The 16,579-nt window shown below is 67.0% G+C and carries 21 protein-coding genes; 18 read left to right on the top strand and 3 right to left on the bottom strand.

The genetic code is table 11. From position 1 onward, the window contains the following. The first annotated feature begins 5 nt into the window (after nucleotides 1–5). Nucleotides 6–683, top strand: a complete 678-nt coding sequence (locus Sp245p_RS03525) for a hypothetical protein (protein WP_129557145.1) — start codon at nucleotides 6–8, stop codon at nucleotides 681–683. A gap of 147 nt (nucleotides 684–830) precedes the next feature. Continuing rightward, nucleotides 831–1,130: a Gp49 family protein gene (locus tag Sp245p_RS03530; protein ID WP_014241546.1), complete on the top strand. Its 300-nt coding sequence runs from the start codon at nucleotides 831–833 to the stop codon at nucleotides 1,128–1,130. A 384-nt stretch (nucleotides 1,131–1,514) separates the two neighbouring features. On the opposite strand, the gene Sp245p_RS03535 is transcribed toward Sp245p_RS03530, so the two are convergent. Further along, the gene (locus Sp245p_RS03535) at nucleotides 1,515–1,820 is read right to left on the bottom strand and encodes an addiction module antidote protein (protein ID WP_041811259.1); all 306 of its coding nucleotides are present in this window, start codon (nucleotides 1,818–1,820) and stop codon (nucleotides 1,515–1,517) included. A gap of 2 nt (nucleotides 1,821–1,822) precedes the next feature. After that, nucleotides 1,823–2,104: a type II toxin-antitoxin system RelE/ParE family toxin gene (locus Sp245p_RS03540; RefSeq protein ID WP_014241542.1), complete on the bottom strand. Its 282-nt coding sequence runs from the start codon at nucleotides 2,102–2,104 to the stop codon at nucleotides 1,823–1,825. A 77-nt stretch (nucleotides 2,105–2,181) separates the two neighbouring features. Here Sp245p_RS03540 and Sp245p_RS03545 point away from each other — a divergent pair, with 77 nt between their 5' ends. Further along, nucleotides 2,182–2,370 carry a hypothetical protein gene (locus tag Sp245p_RS03545; protein ID WP_014241541.1) on the top strand — a complete coding sequence of 63 codons (189 nt, stop codon included), beginning with the start codon at nucleotides 2,182–2,184 and terminating at the stop codon, nucleotides 2,368–2,370. Between the two features lie 14 nt (nucleotides 2,371–2,384). On the opposite strand, the gene Sp245p_RS03550 is transcribed toward Sp245p_RS03545, so the two are convergent. After that, entirely contained in the window at nucleotides 2,385–2,741 is a 357-nt protein-coding gene (locus tag Sp245p_RS03550; RefSeq protein ID WP_014241540.1) for a hypothetical protein, read from the bottom strand. Between the two features lie 230 nt (nucleotides 2,742–2,971). Here Sp245p_RS03550 and Sp245p_RS35380 point away from each other — a divergent pair, with 230 nt between their 5' ends. The 15 genes from Sp245p_RS35380 to Sp245p_RS34775 all read left to right on the top strand — a co-directional run bounded on the left by Sp245p_RS35380 (nucleotide 2,972) and on the right by Sp245p_RS34775 (nucleotide 16,579). Further along, entirely contained in the window at nucleotides 2,972–3,190 is a 219-nt protein-coding gene (locus tag Sp245p_RS35380; RefSeq protein ID WP_014241539.1) for a hypothetical protein, read from the top strand. A 22-nt stretch (nucleotides 3,191–3,212) separates the two neighbouring features. Continuing rightward, nucleotides 3,213–4,478: a PBSX family phage terminase large subunit gene (locus Sp245p_RS03560; protein WP_198421070.1), complete on the top strand. Its 1,266-nt coding sequence runs from the start codon at nucleotides 3,213–3,215 to the stop codon at nucleotides 4,476–4,478. After that, entirely contained in the window at nucleotides 4,478–6,601 is a 2,124-nt protein-coding gene (locus Sp245p_RS03565; RefSeq protein ID WP_014241537.1) for a portal protein, read from the top strand. The genes Sp245p_RS03560 and Sp245p_RS03565 overlap by 1 nt, the downstream gene beginning before the upstream one ends. Further along, entirely contained in the window at nucleotides 6,598–7,194 is a 597-nt protein-coding gene (locus Sp245p_RS03570) for a hypothetical protein (RefSeq protein WP_014241536.1), read from the top strand. Before Sp245p_RS03565 ends, Sp245p_RS03570 begins: the two co-directional genes overlap by 4 nt. Continuing rightward, the gene (locus Sp245p_RS34770; protein ID WP_014241535.1) at nucleotides 7,191–7,478 is read left to right on the top strand and encodes a hypothetical protein; all 288 of its coding nucleotides are present in this window, start codon (nucleotides 7,191–7,193) and stop codon (nucleotides 7,476–7,478) included. Before Sp245p_RS03570 ends, Sp245p_RS34770 begins: the two co-directional genes overlap by 4 nt. Nucleotides 7,479–7,552: 74 nt before the next feature. Further along, entirely contained in the window at nucleotides 7,553–8,629 is a 1,077-nt protein-coding gene (locus Sp245p_RS03575) for a hypothetical protein (protein ID WP_129557146.1), read from the top strand. Then, nucleotides 8,630–9,583, top strand: a complete 954-nt coding sequence (locus Sp245p_RS03580) for a DUF5309 domain-containing protein (RefSeq protein WP_014241533.1) — start codon at nucleotides 8,630–8,632, stop codon at nucleotides 9,581–9,583. Between the two features lie 73 nt (nucleotides 9,584–9,656). Beyond that, complete coding sequence (locus tag Sp245p_RS03585) at nucleotides 9,657–9,869, top strand: hypothetical protein (RefSeq protein WP_014241532.1); 213 nt, start codon at nucleotides 9,657–9,659, stop codon at nucleotides 9,867–9,869. Continuing rightward, nucleotides 9,866–10,213 (top strand): hypothetical protein, encoded by a 348-nt coding sequence (locus tag Sp245p_RS03590; protein ID WP_014241531.1) that lies wholly within the window; start codon nucleotides 9,866–9,868, stop codon nucleotides 10,211–10,213. The genes Sp245p_RS03585 and Sp245p_RS03590 overlap by 4 nt, the downstream gene beginning before the upstream one ends. Further along, nucleotides 10,214–10,831: a phage adaptor protein gene (locus tag Sp245p_RS03595; protein WP_014241530.1), complete on the top strand. Its 618-nt coding sequence runs from the start codon at nucleotides 10,214–10,216 to the stop codon at nucleotides 10,829–10,831. Nucleotides 10,832–10,841: 10 nt separating this feature from the next. After that, entirely contained in the window at nucleotides 10,842–12,941 is a 2,100-nt protein-coding gene (locus Sp245p_RS03600) for a hypothetical protein (RefSeq protein WP_014241529.1), read from the top strand. 1 nt (nucleotide 12,942) lies between these two features. After that, complete coding sequence (locus Sp245p_RS03605; protein ID WP_014241528.1) at nucleotides 12,943–13,884, top strand: hypothetical protein; 942 nt, start codon at nucleotides 12,943–12,945, stop codon at nucleotides 13,882–13,884. Nucleotides 13,885–13,893: 9 nt separating this feature from the next. After that, nucleotides 13,894–15,348, top strand: coding sequence for a hypothetical protein (locus Sp245p_RS03610; protein WP_014241527.1), 1,455 nt, complete (start codon nucleotides 13,894–13,896; stop codon nucleotides 15,346–15,348). Beyond that, entirely contained in the window at nucleotides 15,345–16,409 is a 1,065-nt protein-coding gene (locus tag Sp245p_RS03615; RefSeq protein ID WP_014241526.1) for a hypothetical protein, read from the top strand. The genes Sp245p_RS03610 and Sp245p_RS03615 overlap by 4 nt, the downstream gene beginning before the upstream one ends. Beyond that, nucleotides 16,406–16,579 (top strand): hypothetical protein, encoded by a 174-nt coding sequence (locus Sp245p_RS34775; protein WP_014241525.1) that lies wholly within the window; start codon nucleotides 16,406–16,408, stop codon nucleotides 16,577–16,579. Before Sp245p_RS03615 ends, Sp245p_RS34775 begins: the two co-directional genes overlap by 4 nt.

Below are 16,579 nucleotides of genomic sequence, written 5' to 3' on the forward strand. Positions count from 1 at the left end.
GGAACATGGCGCTGAGCGCTGAGGTGATGGACCGGGTGGAGCGGACCTATACGGCCATGGAGCGGGCCATTGCCTCCGACGAGGCCCGGCGGGAGCTGATGCGCCAGGAGGCGAGGGCGGACTTCCTCGACGGCTTCGGACGGCACCGGGACCGGAAGACCGGGATCGTCGTGGACGTCCACGAGAACGACAAGGGCACGGCGCAGACCCGCGCCAAGCTGCGGCCGGACACGCTGGTCCTGCTGCTGAACCGGGGAGCCGAGCGCGGCCTGTCGCAGGAGCAGTACGACGCCGCCCACCTGATCCGCTCCGCGGTGACGATCATCATCGCCGGCATGGGGCTGAAGGCCTGCAGCATGGAGCGCCTGGGCGGGCCCGGCCGCTCCGACGGCGAGACCGAGACGGAATGGGCCGTGCGCGTGCAGGAGGACTACAACGCGTGGGTGGACGTCATGGCGGAGCGGGCCGCCGCGGCGAAGCTGGTGCGCCGGGACAGCAGGGCATGGCAAGCCGGCCCGGTGCTGGACATCGTGGTCGACGGGATGACCTGCAACGAGGTCGCCGCGGCCCGGTGCATGCGGGACAAGGCGATCGTCCCGGCGCTGCGCGACGCGCTGGACCTTTACAACGACCTGAGGAAGCACGGCAGGAAAAGCGCCAACCGGGGTAATCTTTCTGCTTGACCAACTGCCGCCACTAACGTATCGATAGTGGTACGTTGCACCACGCAGCGCTAAGCGTAGCCCGGCCGGAGAAATCCGCGCCGGGCTTTGCCGTTTCCCCATTCGGAACGAACGTTCCCCCACATCCCCCTCCCCCCGGAGCCCCACATGCTGAACGAAGCCGCCCTGAGCGCGGCGCTCGACGCTTGCCCTGGCGAGCGCGTGACGCTGGAATACATGCTATCCCGCATCGTTTCGAAGGACTTCACCGTCCTGCCGGACAGCACCGTGACCATCTGCAACATCACTTTGGACAACGGCTATTCGGTCCGTGGTGAAAGCGCCTGCGTGGACCCGGCCAACTTCAACCGCGAGATCGGCCAGCACTACGCGGAGAAGCAGGCCATGGACAAGCTGTGGCCGCTGTTCGGCTTCCTCCTGGCGGAGAAGCGGTCCCGCGCCGCCTGACCAATCCCCGAGTTCAGCGGGTGCGCGCCGCATCGGCATGCCCCGGTCGCTTCTCCCCCAGTGCGCGCCCGCTGATCCCCACAACCTGACCACAGACCCAGCGAGGCCGCATGGCCCGGAGCAGCGCCATGACCCCAGCATACGGTGACGCAGGCGTTGGGGGCGGCGGCTTAGTGGCTGCTACCTGGGCTGGCACGGTCAACGACGCGCTCCAACTCGTTATCCTGCTGCTGACCATCGTGCTTCTCGCCTATCGCATCCGGAACGCACGAAATCGCGCGAAAGGTGAGGACTGATGCTCTCCTTGCTCGATATCCCCTCCGGTGTGCTGGCCGTCATGATCGCCACCGTCGAGGCCGCCCGAATGCGCATGGAGCAGAGGCGCTAGGCCGCGTCCGGCTGTTGCTCTCCCGCCCGAACTGCCAGAGAGATGCCCAGGGCCTTTGTCACCGCAAGCACGGTGGCAAGGGACGGGTTGCCGCTCTCGCTGAGCGCTCGATACAGGCTCTCTCTGGACAGTCCGGCAGTCCGCGCCACGTCGGCCATGCCCTTGGCTCTGGCGATGTCGCCCAGAACCGCGGCAATGACCTTCGGGTCGCCATCCTCCAGGGCGGCGTCGAGGTAGTCGGCGATTGCCTCCGGTGTGGTGAGGCGTTCCGCCGGGTCCCACACCTTGGTTGCCTTTGCCATGCTCAATACTCCTCTGCCAGCTTCTTGGCGGTCTTGATGTCGCGGGGTTGGGTCCGCTTGTCACCGCCACACAACACGATCACGTCACCACGCTCCACGAAGTACACCCGGTAGCCGGGGCCGTAGTCGATGCGGAGTTCCCCGATCCCGTCGAAGAACTTGGCGTCGCCCGCGTTCCCCAGCGACAAGCGGCGCAGGCGGACATCGATGCGGCCCTGAGCGCGGGTGTCGCGGAGCCCGGCGAACCAAGCGTCGTATTCGGGAGTGGTGCGGATCGTCTTCATGAAGAGAATGTAGCCTGTGGGCTACGCGATGTCAACGGAAAAGCGTAGCTCGCGGGCTACAAATGGAGGCTGATGCCATGACCGGACGCTGTGCCGAGACCTGCATGACGGAAGGCGAATGCACCTGCCACCCCGACGCGGCGAACGACGAGCTTCGCCGCGTGGACGCCCAGGCCCAGGCCCGCCGGCGCGAAGCCATCCTCACCGAGACGACGGGATGGCCCGAAGGCATCGGGGGTGAGCCGCTGATGGGAGAGCCGAAATAGGCCGCGCTGGGCGTTCAGCGGCCCGAGGCCGACCACACAGAGTTCCACGCGCGCTGCGTCTTGTAGAGGCCGTCCGCCGTGCATCGAACGGAGCGCTTCTCGTCGGACGCCACGACGAGGGTTGCCCGGTACAGCTCGTATGGAGTGGGGAGCCGCGCCGGGTCGGCGTGCCGCTGCGAGTAGCTGGCCATGCGCGCGTCCATCCCGTCCGTTCGGATGTTGCAGGCTTCGGCGAACCCCTGGATAGCCGCGCTCCACTTCGCGAACTCGTACGGGTCGGATGGCGGGTTCTCCATGAGTTCCGGAATGCTCTGCTGCGGGGCGCAAGCAGCGAGCGAAACGACGAAGGCGGCCAACAAAAGGCGGCGCATGAGTGCGGCTCCAGCAAGTGGGGCGAGCATCGTAGAGTGTGAAATCAGTGAACACAACATGGAGGCCCCACCCGCAAGGGCGAGCCGTTCGGGCCTCTTTGAAATCCAATCAATCAATCAAACGGAATTCAAACATGCCCCGTGGCGGAGCAAGGCCGGGCGCAGGACGCAAGGTCGGCGCCGTACAGAAGGTGGCGAGGGAAGCGCGGGAGAAGGCGGCGGCGTCTGGGATGCTGCCCCATGAATTCCTGCTCGCGATCATGAGAAACGAGGTGGAGGGGGAAAAGCCGACCTTCGAGCAGCGCTTGGACGCGGCGAAGGCGGCGGCTCCCTACTACGCGCCGAAGCTGTCCGCCGTCGACGCCCAGCACACCGGCAAGGACGGCGGACCTATCGTAACCCGTGTCGAACTGGTGGCGCTGACCGGAGATGACGAAAGCGACGATTAAGCTCCCCCCGAAGCTGATACCGGTGTTCCAGGGAGAGGCCGACGTTCGTGGGGCCTACGGCGGGCGCGGATCTGGCAAGACACGCACCTTCGCCAAGATGTCCGCCGTGCGGGCCTACATGTGGAGCATGGCTGGGCGTGAGGGCATCATCCTGTGCGCTCGCCAGTTCATGAACTCGCTGGCCGACAGCTCACTGGAGGAGATCAAGGCCGCCATTCGCTCGGAACCGTGGCTGAACGCCCATTTCGAGATCGGTGAAAAGTACATCCGGACGAAGTGCGGGCGCGTCTCCTACGCCTTCTCCGGCCTTGATCGTAACATCGACAGCATCAAGTCCAAGGCGCGCATCCTGCTGTGCTGGGTGGACGAGGCCGAGCCGGTCACCGAAGAGGCTTGGACGAAGCTCATCCCGACCCTCCGTGAGGAGGACAGCGAGTTGTGGGTGACCTGGAACCCGGAGCGGAAGAACAGCGCCACGCACAAGCGGTTTCGCGAGGCGACCGACCCGCGGTTCAAGGTGGTCGAGATCAACTGGCGCGACAACCCGAAGTTCCCCGAGAAGCTGGAGCGTGACCGCCAGCGGGACATGCGGGAGCGGCCCGATCAGTATGACCACATCTGGGAGGGCGGCATGAAGGCGGTCTACGAGGGGGCCTATTACGCCGCAGCGCTGACGCAGGCGAAACAGGAAGGCCGCATCGGGCGCGTTGCCGCCGATCCGCTGATGACCATCCGCCTCTTCGCCGACATCGGCGGCACCGGCGCCAAGGCCGACGCCTTCACGCTGTGGGCGGCGCAGTTCATCGGGAAGGAAGTCCGCGTGCTGGCCTACTACGAAGCCGTCGGCCAGCCGCTGGGCGCCCACCTCGCGTGGATGCGGGGGCAGGGGTACGACCCGGGCAAGGCGCAAATCTGGCTGCCGCACGACGGGGCGACGCAGGACAAGGTGTTCGCCGTCTCCTACGAGAGCGCGCTGGAGGAGGCCGGCTATCGCGTGACGGTCGTTCCGAACCAGGGAAAGGGCGCTGCGGCGGCGCGCATCGAGGCGGGGCGCCGGCTGTTCCCACGCTGCTGGTTCAACGAGACGGCGACGCAACCCGGCCTGGACGCGCTGGGTGCCTATCACGAGAGGCGGGACGACAAGCGCGGGATCGGCCTCGGCCCCGAGCATGACTGGGCGTCCCACGGCGCCGACGCCTTCGGCCTGATGTGCGTGGCCTACGAGGAACCGTCCAAGTCCGCCGGCTTCGGCCGGGACCTGAATTACCGATCGCTTGGAGTTGCCTGATGGCTGCGATGACGGAAACCGAACTGCGCGCCATCCTCCAGGCGGAGCGCTCGTCAGCCCTTGGTGGCACGCTGTCCACCGAACTGGGGGACGAACGGGCGAAGGCGCTCGACTACTACAACGGCGACATGGACAAGGACATGCCGCGTCCTGGGGCGGACCGCTCCGGCGCTGTGTCCACCGATGTGGCCGACGTGGTGGAAGGGCTGATGCCATCCCTGCTGGAGATCTTCGCCAGCGGCGACGAGGTGGTTCGCTTCGAGCCGGTTGGCCCGGAGGACGAGGACGCCGCCCAGCAGGAGACGGATTACGTCAACCACGTCTTCATGCAGAAGAACGCCGGCTTCCTGACCCTGCACAACTTCGTCAAGGACGCCCTGTTGCAGAAGGCCGGCGTCGTCAAGGCGTGGTGGGAGAAGACCGAGCGCCGGGAGCGAGAACGATATGTCGATCTGACCGACGACGAATACGCCCTGCTGGTTGCCGACCCGGCGATTGAGATCGTAGAGCACGAGGAGCGGCCCGCCGCCCCCATGCCGATGGAGCAGATGCCCGCGCCAGACGGGCAGGCCCCGGCGCCGGCGGGGACGCTGCACACGGTCACCATCGTGACCCGTGAGGAGGTAGGGTGCTGCAAGGTCGAGGGGGTGCCGCCGGAGGAATTCGGCCTGTCCCGCCGGGCACGCAGCCTGTCCACGGCCCCGTACGCCTACCACAAGCGCCCGGTGCCGGTGTCGGACCTGATCGCCGCCGGCTACGACAGGGACCAGTTGGACGGCATTCCCGCCGCCAGCGACACGGAGACGACGGAGCAGCAGGCCCGCCAGACACGCACCTTTGACGACGGCCCGCGCAACGACACGCTGAACCAAGCGATGCGGGAGGTGGAGGTCACGGAGCATTACATCCGCATCGACTATGACGGCGACGGTGTGGCCGAGCTGCGGCGCGTCGTCACCGCCGGGCCGCAAGGAGTGGTGCTGAAGCGTGACGGCAAGCCGGAGAACGAGGAAATCGACCGGATGCCGTTCGCGATCATGTCGCCGATCATCATCCCTCACCGGGTGATCGGGCGCTCCGTTGCCGAACTCGTGATGGACATCCAGCGCATCAAGACGGCGCTGCTGCGTGCCCTGCTGGACAACGCCTACTTCGCCAACAACCAGCGCATGGAAGTTGCGGAGGACTGCGCCACTGAGCAGACGCTGGACGACCTGTTGACCAACCGGCCCGGCGGCATCGTGCGCGTCAAGCGGGCGGGTGGCATCACGCCCATCGCCGTGCAGCCCATCGGCAACTGGGTCCACCCGCTGATCGAGTACACGGACAGCGTTCGGGAATGGCGCACCGGCGTCACCCGGCAGGGCCAGGGGCTGGATGCCAACGCGCTCCAGAACCAGACGGCCACCGCGGCGGCGCAGGCTTTCACCGCGGCGCAGGCGCGCATGAAGATGATCGCCCGCGTCCTGGCGGAGACCGGCATCCGGGACCTGTTCCTGCTGATCCATGAGCTGACCCGCAAGCACAGCGACCAGCAGGCCGTCGTTCGGCTGCGCAACAAGTGGGTCACGGTCGACCCGCGGGAATGGCGCACCCGGAACGACATGACCGTCTCGGTAGGCCTCGGCACCGGCAGCAAGGACCAGATGCTGGCGCACCTGTCGTCCCTGCTGACCTTCCAGATGCAGGCGCTGAACGGTGCCGGCGGCCTGGGTGGCATGATCACGCCCCGGAACGTCTACGCCACGCTCAAACGCATGGTGGAGAACGCCGGGCTGAAGTCCATCGACCCATACGCCCAGGACCCGGCCAACGTGCCGCCGGCGCAGCCGCAGCCCGATCCGAAGATGGTCGAGATGCAGGCCCGCATGCAGCTGGAGCAGCAGAAGGCGCAGACGCAGGCGGAGGCCGAGCGGATGCGCGCCGAAGCGGACATCACCATAGCCCGCGAGAAGCTGGCGGCGGAGGTGACGCTGAAGCGGGAGCAGATGCAGGCCGAAATGCAGCTCAAGAGGGAGCAGATGATCCTGGAGGCGGACATGGCCCGCGCCCAGGCGCTGCTGAACGCCCAGTCGAAGCCGGCCACGGTCTCGGCGGTGCAGCTCGGGGGAGAGGTCGGATGATGCGGCAGGCGGTTCCCGGCCTCTTCGGCGCGATCGCGCCGCAGCCGCCGGAGGTTCAGGCGCCCACGGTGGCGCCCGGCCTGTTCTCGACGCCGGAAGACGGCCATTCGGCCACGATCCGGCAGGCGCAAAGCAACGTGCAGTCCTTCCTGGCCGATCCGGTCAAGGCGATGACCTACACGACCCTGAACGGCACGGCCGGGCAGGGGCCGGACGCGGCGCAGCGGAGCCTTGCGGGGCTGGGCGGTCCGCTCGATCACCGTGGCGGTTTCAGCGACAACAGCGGCCTTGCGGACGTGGCCTCGCGCGAAACGAGCCTGGGTGGGTTCCTGGCAAGCACGCTGGGGAACATGGCAGCGGTCGCCAACCCGGCGCCCTTCGGCTTGGCCGGCATCGGCCTGGGCATCGCCAACAACAGCCGGTCGCTTGGCATGAAGGGCCTGTTTGACGCCATCCGCGACTCCCTGGGGCTCGGCGACGGCGGGTCCGGCGATTTCGGAGGGCAGCACGGAGACGCAGGCATTGGCGGCGGCGGCATCGGCAACGGCGGCGGCCAGAGCACATCGGACGGCAGCCAGGGAGACACCGCGTGATCGACGAAGGAAAGCTTCGGCTGGAGGAGCAGCGCGGCGCCCAGGCGCAAGCCCTGCTGGACAACGATCTGCTGCGCGAGGCGTTCGCGGGGCTCCGCCAGGACTACATGCGGGCGTGGGAAGCCACCGGCGCCCGCGAAACGGACGCTCGCGAGCGTCTGTGGCAGGCGGTGCAGATCGTCGGCAAGGTGGAGAGCCATCTCCGCTCCGTTGCCCAGACGGGCCAGTTGGCCCAGCGGCAGATCAACGACATTCAGGGCAAGAAAAGCCCCTTCCAGTTCTGACGGGAGCCGCATCGAGCGGCCCACCCAACCACAGGTGACCGATGACAATCGAAACGACCCGGCACGCTCCCCTGATGGGCGGCGTGGCCTTTCTCGCGTCCAGCTTCGGCGGGCACCGCATCCGCTTCGCTCCCGACATGGAGGGCGGTGGCGCCCCGGATGCGGGCGGCGGCGCTGAGCCGCTGTCCCTGGGCGACGCCGTGGCCCTCTTCAGGGACACGAAGACCACCACAGAGACCCAGGAGCCGGCAGCCGATGGCGCCGCTCCCGACAAGATCCCGGCAGAGGACGCCGGGCAGGCCCCGGAAGGGGACGACAGCGCCCAGCGGCAGGAGGAGCAGGACGAACCGGACACGAGCCCGGCCATCGAGCCCCCGCCGACGCTGGACGCCAAGCTTCGCGCAAAATGGGCCTCTCTCGACCGCGAAACACAGCAGGATTTTGCCCAGTGGGAAGCGGCGAAGCAGGAGGGCGTTCAGGCGAAGCTTCGTGAAGCCGCGGAGACGCGCAAGGCCGGGGAGGCCGAGCGCAAGGCCGCGGAGCAGGAGCGGAAGCAGGCGGCGCAATTCCAGCAGGTGCTGGACATGGCCGTCGCCGAACTGGGCAGTCAGCTCCAGCAGGAACCGGACTGGGCAAAGCTCGCCACGGATGACCCGCTCGGGTACATCCAGCAGCGGGCGGCCTGGGACGAAAAGGTCGCGAAGTTCCAGCAGCTTCACGCCGAGCAGCAGCGACAGGCTGCCCAGCAGCAGGCGGAGCAGACGGAACGCGTCAAGGCCTATGTCGCCGACCAGTCCCAGAGGCTGTTGGACGCCATCCCGGAATGGAAGGCGGACCCGACGAAGGCCAAGGCCGAGCAGGCGGAAATCCGGTCGTTCTTGGAGAAGTCCGGCTTCTCGAAAGAGGAGATCGGACAGCTCTACGACCACCGCATCGGAGTCATGGCCCGTAAGGCTGCCCTCTACGACCGCGCGCAGGCGGGCCTCAAGGCCAAGCCCGCCGCCGCCCCTGGGAAACCCGTACCACCTGGAACCGCGCTCACGAAGGGAGAGGCGCAAGCCGTGTCCCGTGACGCCCTCATCAAGCGTGTGGAGCGCACCGGCAACATCTCGGATGCCGTGGCCCTTCTTCGCGCCAACCGGAGACGATAAATGGCTCTCGCCACCAACACCCAGACCACCTACCAGACGGTCGGCATCCGCGAAGACCTGTCCAACGTGGTTTCCCGGATCGACATCACCGAAGTCGCATTTCAGGGCAACATCGGCAAGTCGAAGGCCACCCAGCGCTATCACGAGTGGCAGACGCAGGCCCTGGCCTCGGCCAACCCGGCGAACGCCGCTCTGGAAGGCGACATCACCGCCGCCACCGCCAGCACCCCGCGCGTCCGTGTCGGCAACCGCACGCAGATCTTCAAGAAGGTCGGCGCGGTCTCCGATACCGCCCGGGCCGTGGACATCGCCGGCATCGATGACGAGCTGGACGAACAGAAGATCCTCAAGGGCCTGGAGCTGCGCCGCGACGTGGAGGCGGCCCTTCTCCAGAACGCTGCGTCCGTCGTCGGCAGCGACAGCACCGCCCCGCGAATGGCCGGCATGGAAAGCTGGCTGACCTCCAACGTGTCGCGCGGCACCAGCGGCGCCAACGGCGGCTTCTCCGGCGGCACCGTCGCGGCCCCGACCGATGGCACGCAGCGCGCCTTCACGCAGGCCCAGCTGGATACCGTCATGCAGTCGGTCTACAGCAACGGCGGCAAGCCGACGCTGCTGTTCCTCGGCCCGGCGCAGAAGACCGCCTTCTCGGCCTTCACCGGCATCGCCGTCAACCGGGTGAACAACGACGGCAACTCGCAGGTGACCATCGTCGGCGGCGCCGACGTCTACCTGTCGAACTTCGGCAAGTTGACCGTGGTCCCGACGATCTTCAGCCGGGCGCGATCGGCCCTGATCATCGATCCGAAGATGGTCAAGAAGGCGACGCTGCGCCCGATGTTCACCGAGAACCTCGCGAAGCAGGGCGACGCCACGCCGTTCCACGTCATCGAGGAAAGCACCCTCGAAGTCGTGAACGAGAAGGCGCACGGCATCATCGCCGACCTGTCGTAACGCCGGCCGCAGACCAGAACCACCCACAGGGCGCCCCGCAACGGGCGCCCTTTTTTCTGTGAGGAGCCCCGACATGGCGAAGACCGCCGACACCACCGACGCCCAGGCTGCCCCCGATACCCCCACCGACGCCCCGGCTCCCCCCGCTCTGGTCAAGGTGGCCTGCATTTCCACGCTCCAGCCTTGGGTGAACAACGCCCCGATGGACTTCAAGGGCGCCTATGAGGTGTCCGAAGAGGACGCCGCGCTTCTGGAGTCCAAAGACTTCGTGGTGAGGCTGGGGTGAGCACGCCCCAGCTCCTCCGCCGCCGCGAGGGCGGCATGGAGGTGTGGACGACCCGTCTTCCTGATGGGTCGTTCCTGATCGAGCAGCGGCAGGATGTCGGCGCGGCCCTGGACCGCAACAAGGCGATGGCGAACGCAGGCGACGGTTACAGCGCCGATCGCAGCCTCAAGCGCCAAGCCTTCATCCCCGACATTGTCGCCATGAAGTGGCTGAATGAGGACGGGCTGAACGTCTACGACCCGGATCACGCGGACGCGGTGTGGAAGCGCCTGCACGATCCGGACTGGCGATACCTGCTGACGGCTCCCGGCGACATCATCGCCTCCAAGAAGCGAGCGGCGTAAATGGCCCTGTCCACGTATTCGGAGCTGAAGGCGGCAGTCGCCGACTGGCTCAATCGGGACGACCTGACCGCGGTCATCCCGACCTTCATCGCCCTGGCTGAGGCCGAGTTCAACCGGCGCCTGCGAACCCAGCGCATGCTGAGCCGGGCCGTCGCCTCGGTGGCGTCGGAATATGCCGACCTCCCGGACAACTTCCTCCAGATGCGCAGCCTGCACCTGCGCGCAATGCTGATCCGTCGGCTGGAGTTCGTGACGCCGGCCAACTTCCTTGATCTGGCCGACGCCGGGGTGGCTGGAGAGCCGCGGTGCTTTACGGTGCTGGGGAGCCAGATCCGGTTCGCCCCGGCGCCGGTCGGTTCCACTGTGGAACTGGTCTATTTCTCGAAGATCCCGGCCCTGTCCGATGCCGCCCCGGCGAACTGGCTGCTCGACATGGCTCCCGAACTCTACCTGCACGCCACGCTGTCCCATTCCGCCCCATACCTGCGGGAGGACCAGCGTGTCACCGGCTGGAAGCAGCTGGCCGAAGACCAGATCGCGCAGATCAACGAGACGGACAAGCGCGCGGCCTTCAACGCCGGTCCGCTGACGATGCGCACCGCCGGCCCGACCCCGTGAGGATGACGACATGACCATCTGGACCAACGATCTGAGCGGCACCGTCAACCGCGTCGGGCCCGATGTGAGCGATGCGAAGGTGATCCCCACCGGGGAGGGCGACCCCCGGTGGCTGTCCGACGTCGCGGCGGATGTGGGCAACCTTTCCACCGACAAGCTGGACAAGGACGGCGACGGCTCCGACGTCACGGCCGAAGCGGCGGGCGGCACCGCGCCCCAAAGGCTGTCCGCCAAGCTCGGGGAGCGGCTGAGCGTGTTCGATATCGCGGGCGTGGTCGCCGATGGCGTGCACGACGACAGCGCGGCGCTTTCGCTCTACCTCGCGACGACGCTGCGCAAGCCCGGGCCGATCTACGTTCCGGAGTCTGCCAAGGTCAATTTGGGTTCGTCCGTCACGTTCCCTCCGGGTTGGACGCTGATTGGCCCTGGCGGTCATGGCAAGGTGAGCAACGCTCGCACAGACAGTTTCTATAACCTGGGCGGACAGGTGAAGCTGGCATCAACCGCCTCACTGCGCCTTATCAATCGCAACGGTCTGGTTGGCCTGCTGATTATCCAGGCCGGGCTTTCCCTTCCTGTGGCGAACTACGCCGCTGCCATGGCCTTCAAAGCTGCGTGCGCCGGTACTGCCGTGATCTGTGCCGATGCGACAGCGGAGGTGTCCGATTGCGATATCGTCATCGCCGATTGCATGTTCATTGGCTTCAATCTGGCGATCAGCGGCACCGCGGACCGCATGACGTTGAAGGATCTCAAGGTGGACAGCAAGAGCGGTATTTTGCTGTCCGGTCAGGTCGATATCTCGCGCCTGCGCACGCTTCACGTCTGGCCGTTCGTCACGGTCGAGGCAGCCGATGGGCTGACGCTGGAGCAGATCAACGACGTTCTGACGCGCGACGGATACGGTTTCCGCTTCGATGATGTGGCGGCGCCGGGGGGCGGCAACGATTGGACGGACGCGCTCGGCCTGTTCACCTACGGGCACAATCCGGGCTACCAGTTTCACAACGTATCCGGCCTGACGCTCGCCTTTGCAAAGGCCGATTACAAGAACCCGCTCGGCGCCGACGTGCGGGGCTTCGACTTCACCGGTCACTGTGACGTGACGCTGGTCAGTCCCACCGCCGTTGCCCAACAGACAGGGGTCCGTATCGAGACAACGAGCGGGCTGGTCAAGATCCTCTCCGGTTCCTTCGCCTCGGTGGTGGACAACATCGACCGGGTGACCGGGCACGTCATGGCGCTTGGCAACAGCTTCCATTCGGGCTCCGGCGTCGGCGTCCGGCTGCGCAACTGCACCCACACCGCCAATGTCGCCTTCAATTTCGGCGAGAACATTGGCGCTCTGCTTTACGTCGATCCGGCGCTACCGACCTCGCGGGTCACCACCTACGGCAACGTCGGCCCGGTCGCCTCGACCGAGGACAACCGCACCGTCGGCGCCCTGCGCCTGTTCACCCCCGGCAACATCGCCGAGGGCATCGGCGCCGGCGTGCGCTTCCGGGGGCCGGTCTTCTCCGGCGAGATGTCCTACGGTTCGGTGCGCCCTTACCTGAAAAGCGCCACCACCGGTTCCGAGGCCGTGTCCCTGCGCTTTGCCTCGGTGTCCGGCGGAACCGAGACCGACCGTTGGGAGCTGGCCTACGACGGGCACCTGTTGCCGCTTCAGGACAACGCCTACAGCCTGGGCAGCGACACCTACCGCATTTCCAAGGTAGCCGCCGCGCTGGTGTCTACTTCAAATCTTGCGTACAGCGGATTGGTGAAGGTCACGGCAAATGCGCAAGTGGACAGCGGGACCGCGGTCACGCTTGCCGGCGTCAACGCCATTCAGCGTGTTCGCCTGACGGGGAATGCGACGATCACCTTGCCAACCCTTACCCTGTCGGGGAGCGAGCGCTGTGAACTCTTGGTGGAGCTGGTGCAGGACGGAACGGGCAACCGGACCGTGACTTGGGCCACGCAAGGCAGCGACACCATTGATTGGGACGGGTCTTCGGTGGCTCCGTCCATCGCCACAACCGCCGGCTATGAAACGAAGATCGTCTTCATGAGGCGGGCAGGGTCTACGGTCTGGCAGGCCGCTAAAGTCTGGCAGAAGGGGGCGTGACATGCGCGCATCCTCCATCATGCGCTCCCCGCGCCCGGACACGAATTTGCAGTTCCTGTCCGGGCTGCTCGATCCGCGGGTATCGGCGTGGACGCGGAGCGGCGTGAGCAGCCGATGGGACGCCGCCGGGGCTCTCCAGGCGCCGGGGGACAACGTCGCGCGGTTCGATTACGATCCGCTCACGCTGGCCCCCAAGGGCCTCATGTTCGAGGAGGCCCGCGCGAACCTGATCGCCTCTCCGGACACGCCGGCCACGCAGTCCGTCAGCGTCACAGCGCAAGCCTATACGCTGTCCTTCTACGGCTCGGGCACGGTGACGCTGAGCGGCGCGGCGACGGCCACCGTAGCCGGGACCGGCGCCGTTCCGAACCGGCGCGCCTACACCTTCACCCCATCCGCCGGCACGCTGACGCTGACGGTCAGCGGCACCGTCCGGTATGCCAACCTGGAGGCGGGGGCCTACGCGACAAGTTACATCCCCGGCGCATCCCGCGGGGCCGACACGGGCATCATTCTGGCGGCCTCGACACTGCCGGGCCTGTCCGTCTCGCAGGGCACGCTTTTCATCGAGTGGCAGTTTCCCGGCATCCTGCCTCCCGGTCAGGCGGCCATTGTCGGGTTCGATGACGGGACGGGGGCCAATCGCATCCTGCTCCGGGTCGGGCAGGGGGGTGTCGCTGACATGGTGTCCAGCCCCGGCGGCATCGACACCACAGGCATAGCGGTCACGGCAGGCACCATCATCCGGCAGGCGGTGGCGTGGTCCTCGGGAAGCTGGGCGCACTGCGCGGGCGGTCAGATTGAGACGAGTTCGGTCACGACCATGCCGGCAACCTTCACCCGGCTTAACCTGGGCGGCGGCTCCGGATCGTTCTGGCTCCGCAAGGTCCGGCATTACGCGCTCCGCCTTCCCGACAACACGCTGAAGACGATGACGACGTAAGGGGCCGATATGGCATCGCTTCTTTCCATCAGGGCTGGCGACCAAGTCGCAAGCGGCCTCTATACCGCCACCAACCCCCTTGACGCGCCCCTGTGGGTGGACGGGCGCAATGTTCTGTTCCGCGACGGCGGCGTGGAGAAGGCCCCCGGCTTCGTCTCCCTTCTGACGGTGACCGACGCCGGCACGTTGCGCGGCATGGACGCCATGACCGACACGGCGCTGATCCAGCGTCTGTTCCTGGGCGACGCGGGCAAACTCTACCAGTGGGCCGCCGGCACTCTGACCACGGTCGGCACCGGCTATACCGGGTCTGTCGATGAGGGGGGATCAGCACCGGCTTCCTGCTGGAGTTTCGCCCCCTATGGCGACTGGATGCTGGGGACCAACGGCAAGGACCCCGTTCAGGTCTGGAAGAAGACGGTCGGGACCTTCGCCGCGCTCGATGTCGACGGTCAGTTCACAGCGGCGCAGATCCTGCTGCGCCGGGGTCCCCATCTTCTGGCCTTCGGCTCGGCCGGCGGGGCGGCAGGGGCTGCGGGGGCGTACCACTGGTGCAGCGCCGACGACCCGGAGAACTGGGACCCCGACGCGACCGACAGCGCGGGCTTCCAGCCGATCGCGGAGTTGCAGGGGCCGATTGTCGCCGCGGTGCCTCTGGGGGACATGATCGCGGTTCTCGGCCGCAATCAGCTGTTCCTGATCCGCTACACCGGGGCGCCCTTCTACTTCCCCTACCAGCCGGCTCTGACCGGCGTGGGGGCGGTGGGCAAGCGGGCGGTGGTCGAGGCCAACCGGCGGCTCTACGGCATGAGCCGGGCGGGCTTCTGGATGGCGGACGGGACTCAGTACAGCTATATCGACACCCCGGCGCTGCGGGATTACCTGCTGCCCCGCCTGAACACGGCGCAGCTGTCCAAGGCGGTGTGCTGGTACGACCAAACCAACCAGCTCGTGTTGTGGTCGGTCCCGACCACCGGGGTGGAACCGGACGTGACGGTTGGGTTCCATGTCGCATCGGGCGTCTGGACCATCTTCGATTGGGCACGCGCGGCTGCGGTGCCGCAGCTCGGCGTGTTCCGCCAGCCCTATACCGCCGGGTCGGGCGGTAAGGTCTATGCGCACAACAGCGGCGTGGATGCGGGGGCGGGCGTCGGCATGACGGCCTATGTCCAGTCCAAGCCGCTAGACTGCGGCGACGCGGGCGTGTGGAAGGCCATCAACGAGGTGCGCGCGCGCCTCCGGCGGATGGCCGGCGCCGTCAACCTCCTGATCGGCACGCAGCGCAACAGCGACGATCCGGTGATGTGGCTCCCGGCCAAGGTGCTGGACGACGGCAACGAAAGCCTCTGGCTGCGGGCCAGCGGGCGATACCTGACGCTCCGGATTGAGAGCACGGCGGTCGGTGCCGATTGGGCGCTGACCGGCTTCGATCTGCTGGGCGTCCCCGCGGGAGAACGGCGATGAACGGTTTCGGCTCGGTCCTGCCGACACGCAACCCCAGTGAAAGCGCGGAGGCCTTCCTTGACCGGTTGATGCCGGCGCTGGAGAGCAGCTTCTATGCGCTCACCGGCCCGGCGGCGGCGAACACCTACGACGACCAGGGGCGGGTGATCCTGGGGCCGAAGGGGCACACGGTCTACCGGGATGACGGCACCATCGCCATTGCGCCGAACCTGATCCAGATCGACACCGACGATCTGGCAGAAGGGGCGGTGCAACTGGCCCAGACGGACATTCCGACGCTGGTGCTGGCGAACAAGGCCATCTTCGGGGATGCCATCGTGTTGAGCCTACTGGCCGGTGATCTGGAGGCTGTCACCGCGGAAATCGACAACCTGAAGGTCAACGACGCGAACATTGCCAACCTCTCTGTGACGAAGCTGCTGGCCGGCACCATCGGCGTGAACGGCGTCTATATCGGCTCACCCGCCTTCGAGCTGGCCGGGGCGGACCGGCAGTTGAGGGTTCGGGACACCCAGGCCGTCCCGGTGACGCGGGTGCAGCTGGGGCGGCTTGGGGGAGGCGCCGCGGACTATGGCTTGGTCATCCGGAACGCCGCCGGTACGGAGATCCTCAATGCCAACGGCCTGGGCGTCTTCGTTGTCGGCACCGGGAACCTTGCCTACAACGCGGCAACCGGCCCGATCTCGGCCTACACGAACAATCAGATCCCGCTCGGCTCCACCTGGACGAACGCGCAGTCCGTCACGGTCACGGTGACGGAGCCCGATAGCGTCGTCTACCTGTCGTTCACGTGTTCGGCGCAGGTGATTGCGGACCCTGGTTATGCGGCCACTGTCCAGGGGCGGTTGGTCCGTGGTGGGTCAAGCCTCGTCACGGGGTCGAACGTCGCTTACGCCCCCGCCGGCGGGACCTCCTATCAGGCGGTGACGATCACCGCCGACGACAGCCCAGGCGTCGGGACATGGACCTACAACGCCGATCTGCAATGGATCAGCTCTGCTTTCCCGTCCGCCTGCACGGTGCAGGCCCGTCACCTCTTCGCGGTGGAGCTGAAGCGATGAGATACGCCGTTTACCGCCCCGACACGGGGGAAATCCTGCGCACCGGCTATTGCGGCCGATCTGCCATGGAAGCGCAAGCGCGGACTGGGGAGGCCGCAACGGAAGTCGCCCCCGACGTGAGCGACGAAACCCACCGCATCGTTGACGGGCAAGCCGTCGAGAAGGAGTGA

Origin of the sequence: Azospirillum baldaniorum (assembly GCF_003119195.2) — a bacterium.
Taxonomy (GTDB): Bacteria; Pseudomonadota; Alphaproteobacteria; order Azospirillales; family Azospirillaceae; genus Azospirillum; species Azospirillum baldaniorum.

Coding starts and splice junctions, on each gene's coding strand:
- Sp245p_RS03525 (WP_129557145.1), top strand. CDS start 6: ATGGCGCTGAGCGCTGAGGTGATGGACCGGGTGGAGCGGACCTATACG.
- Sp245p_RS03530 (WP_014241546.1), top strand. CDS start 831: ATGCTGAACGAAGCCGCCCTGAGCGCGGCGCTCGACGCTTGCCCTGGC.
- Sp245p_RS03535 (WP_041811259.1), bottom strand. CDS start 1,820: ATGGCAAAGGCAACCAAGGTGTGGGACCCGGCGGAACGCCTCACCACA.
- Sp245p_RS03540 (WP_014241542.1), bottom strand. CDS start 2,104: ATGAAGACGATCCGCACCACTCCCGAATACGACGCTTGGTTCGCCGGG.
- Sp245p_RS03545 (WP_014241541.1), top strand. CDS start 2,182: ATGACCGGACGCTGTGCCGAGACCTGCATGACGGAAGGCGAATGCACC.
- Sp245p_RS03550 (WP_014241540.1), bottom strand. CDS start 2,741: ATGCGCCGCCTTTTGTTGGCCGCCTTCGTCGTTTCGCTCGCTGCTTGC.
- Sp245p_RS35380 (WP_014241539.1), top strand. CDS start 2,972: ATGCTGCCCCATGAATTCCTGCTCGCGATCATGAGAAACGAGGTGGAG.
- Sp245p_RS03565 (WP_014241537.1), top strand. CDS start 4,478: ATGGCTGCGATGACGGAAACCGAACTGCGCGCCATCCTCCAGGCGGAG.
- Sp245p_RS03570 (WP_014241536.1), top strand. CDS start 6,598: ATGATGCGGCAGGCGGTTCCCGGCCTCTTCGGCGCGATCGCGCCGCAG.
- Sp245p_RS03575 (WP_129557146.1), top strand. CDS start 7,553: ATGGGCGGCGTGGCCTTTCTCGCGTCCAGCTTCGGCGGGCACCGCATC.
- Sp245p_RS03580 (WP_014241533.1), top strand. CDS start 8,630: ATGGCTCTCGCCACCAACACCCAGACCACCTACCAGACGGTCGGCATC.
- Sp245p_RS03585 (WP_014241532.1), top strand. CDS start 9,657: ATGGCGAAGACCGCCGACACCACCGACGCCCAGGCTGCCCCCGATACC.
- Sp245p_RS03595 (WP_014241530.1), top strand. CDS start 10,214: ATGGCCCTGTCCACGTATTCGGAGCTGAAGGCGGCAGTCGCCGACTGG.
- Sp245p_RS03600 (WP_014241529.1), top strand. CDS start 10,842: ATGACCATCTGGACCAACGATCTGAGCGGCACCGTCAACCGCGTCGGG.
- Sp245p_RS03605 (WP_014241528.1), top strand. CDS start 12,943: ATGCGCGCATCCTCCATCATGCGCTCCCCGCGCCCGGACACGAATTTG.
- Sp245p_RS03610 (WP_014241527.1), top strand. CDS start 13,894: ATGGCATCGCTTCTTTCCATCAGGGCTGGCGACCAAGTCGCAAGCGGC.
- Sp245p_RS03615 (WP_014241526.1), top strand. CDS start 15,345: ATGAACGGTTTCGGCTCGGTCCTGCCGACACGCAACCCCAGTGAAAGC.
- Sp245p_RS34775 (WP_014241525.1), top strand. CDS start 16,406: ATGAGATACGCCGTTTACCGCCCCGACACGGGGGAAATCCTGCGCACC.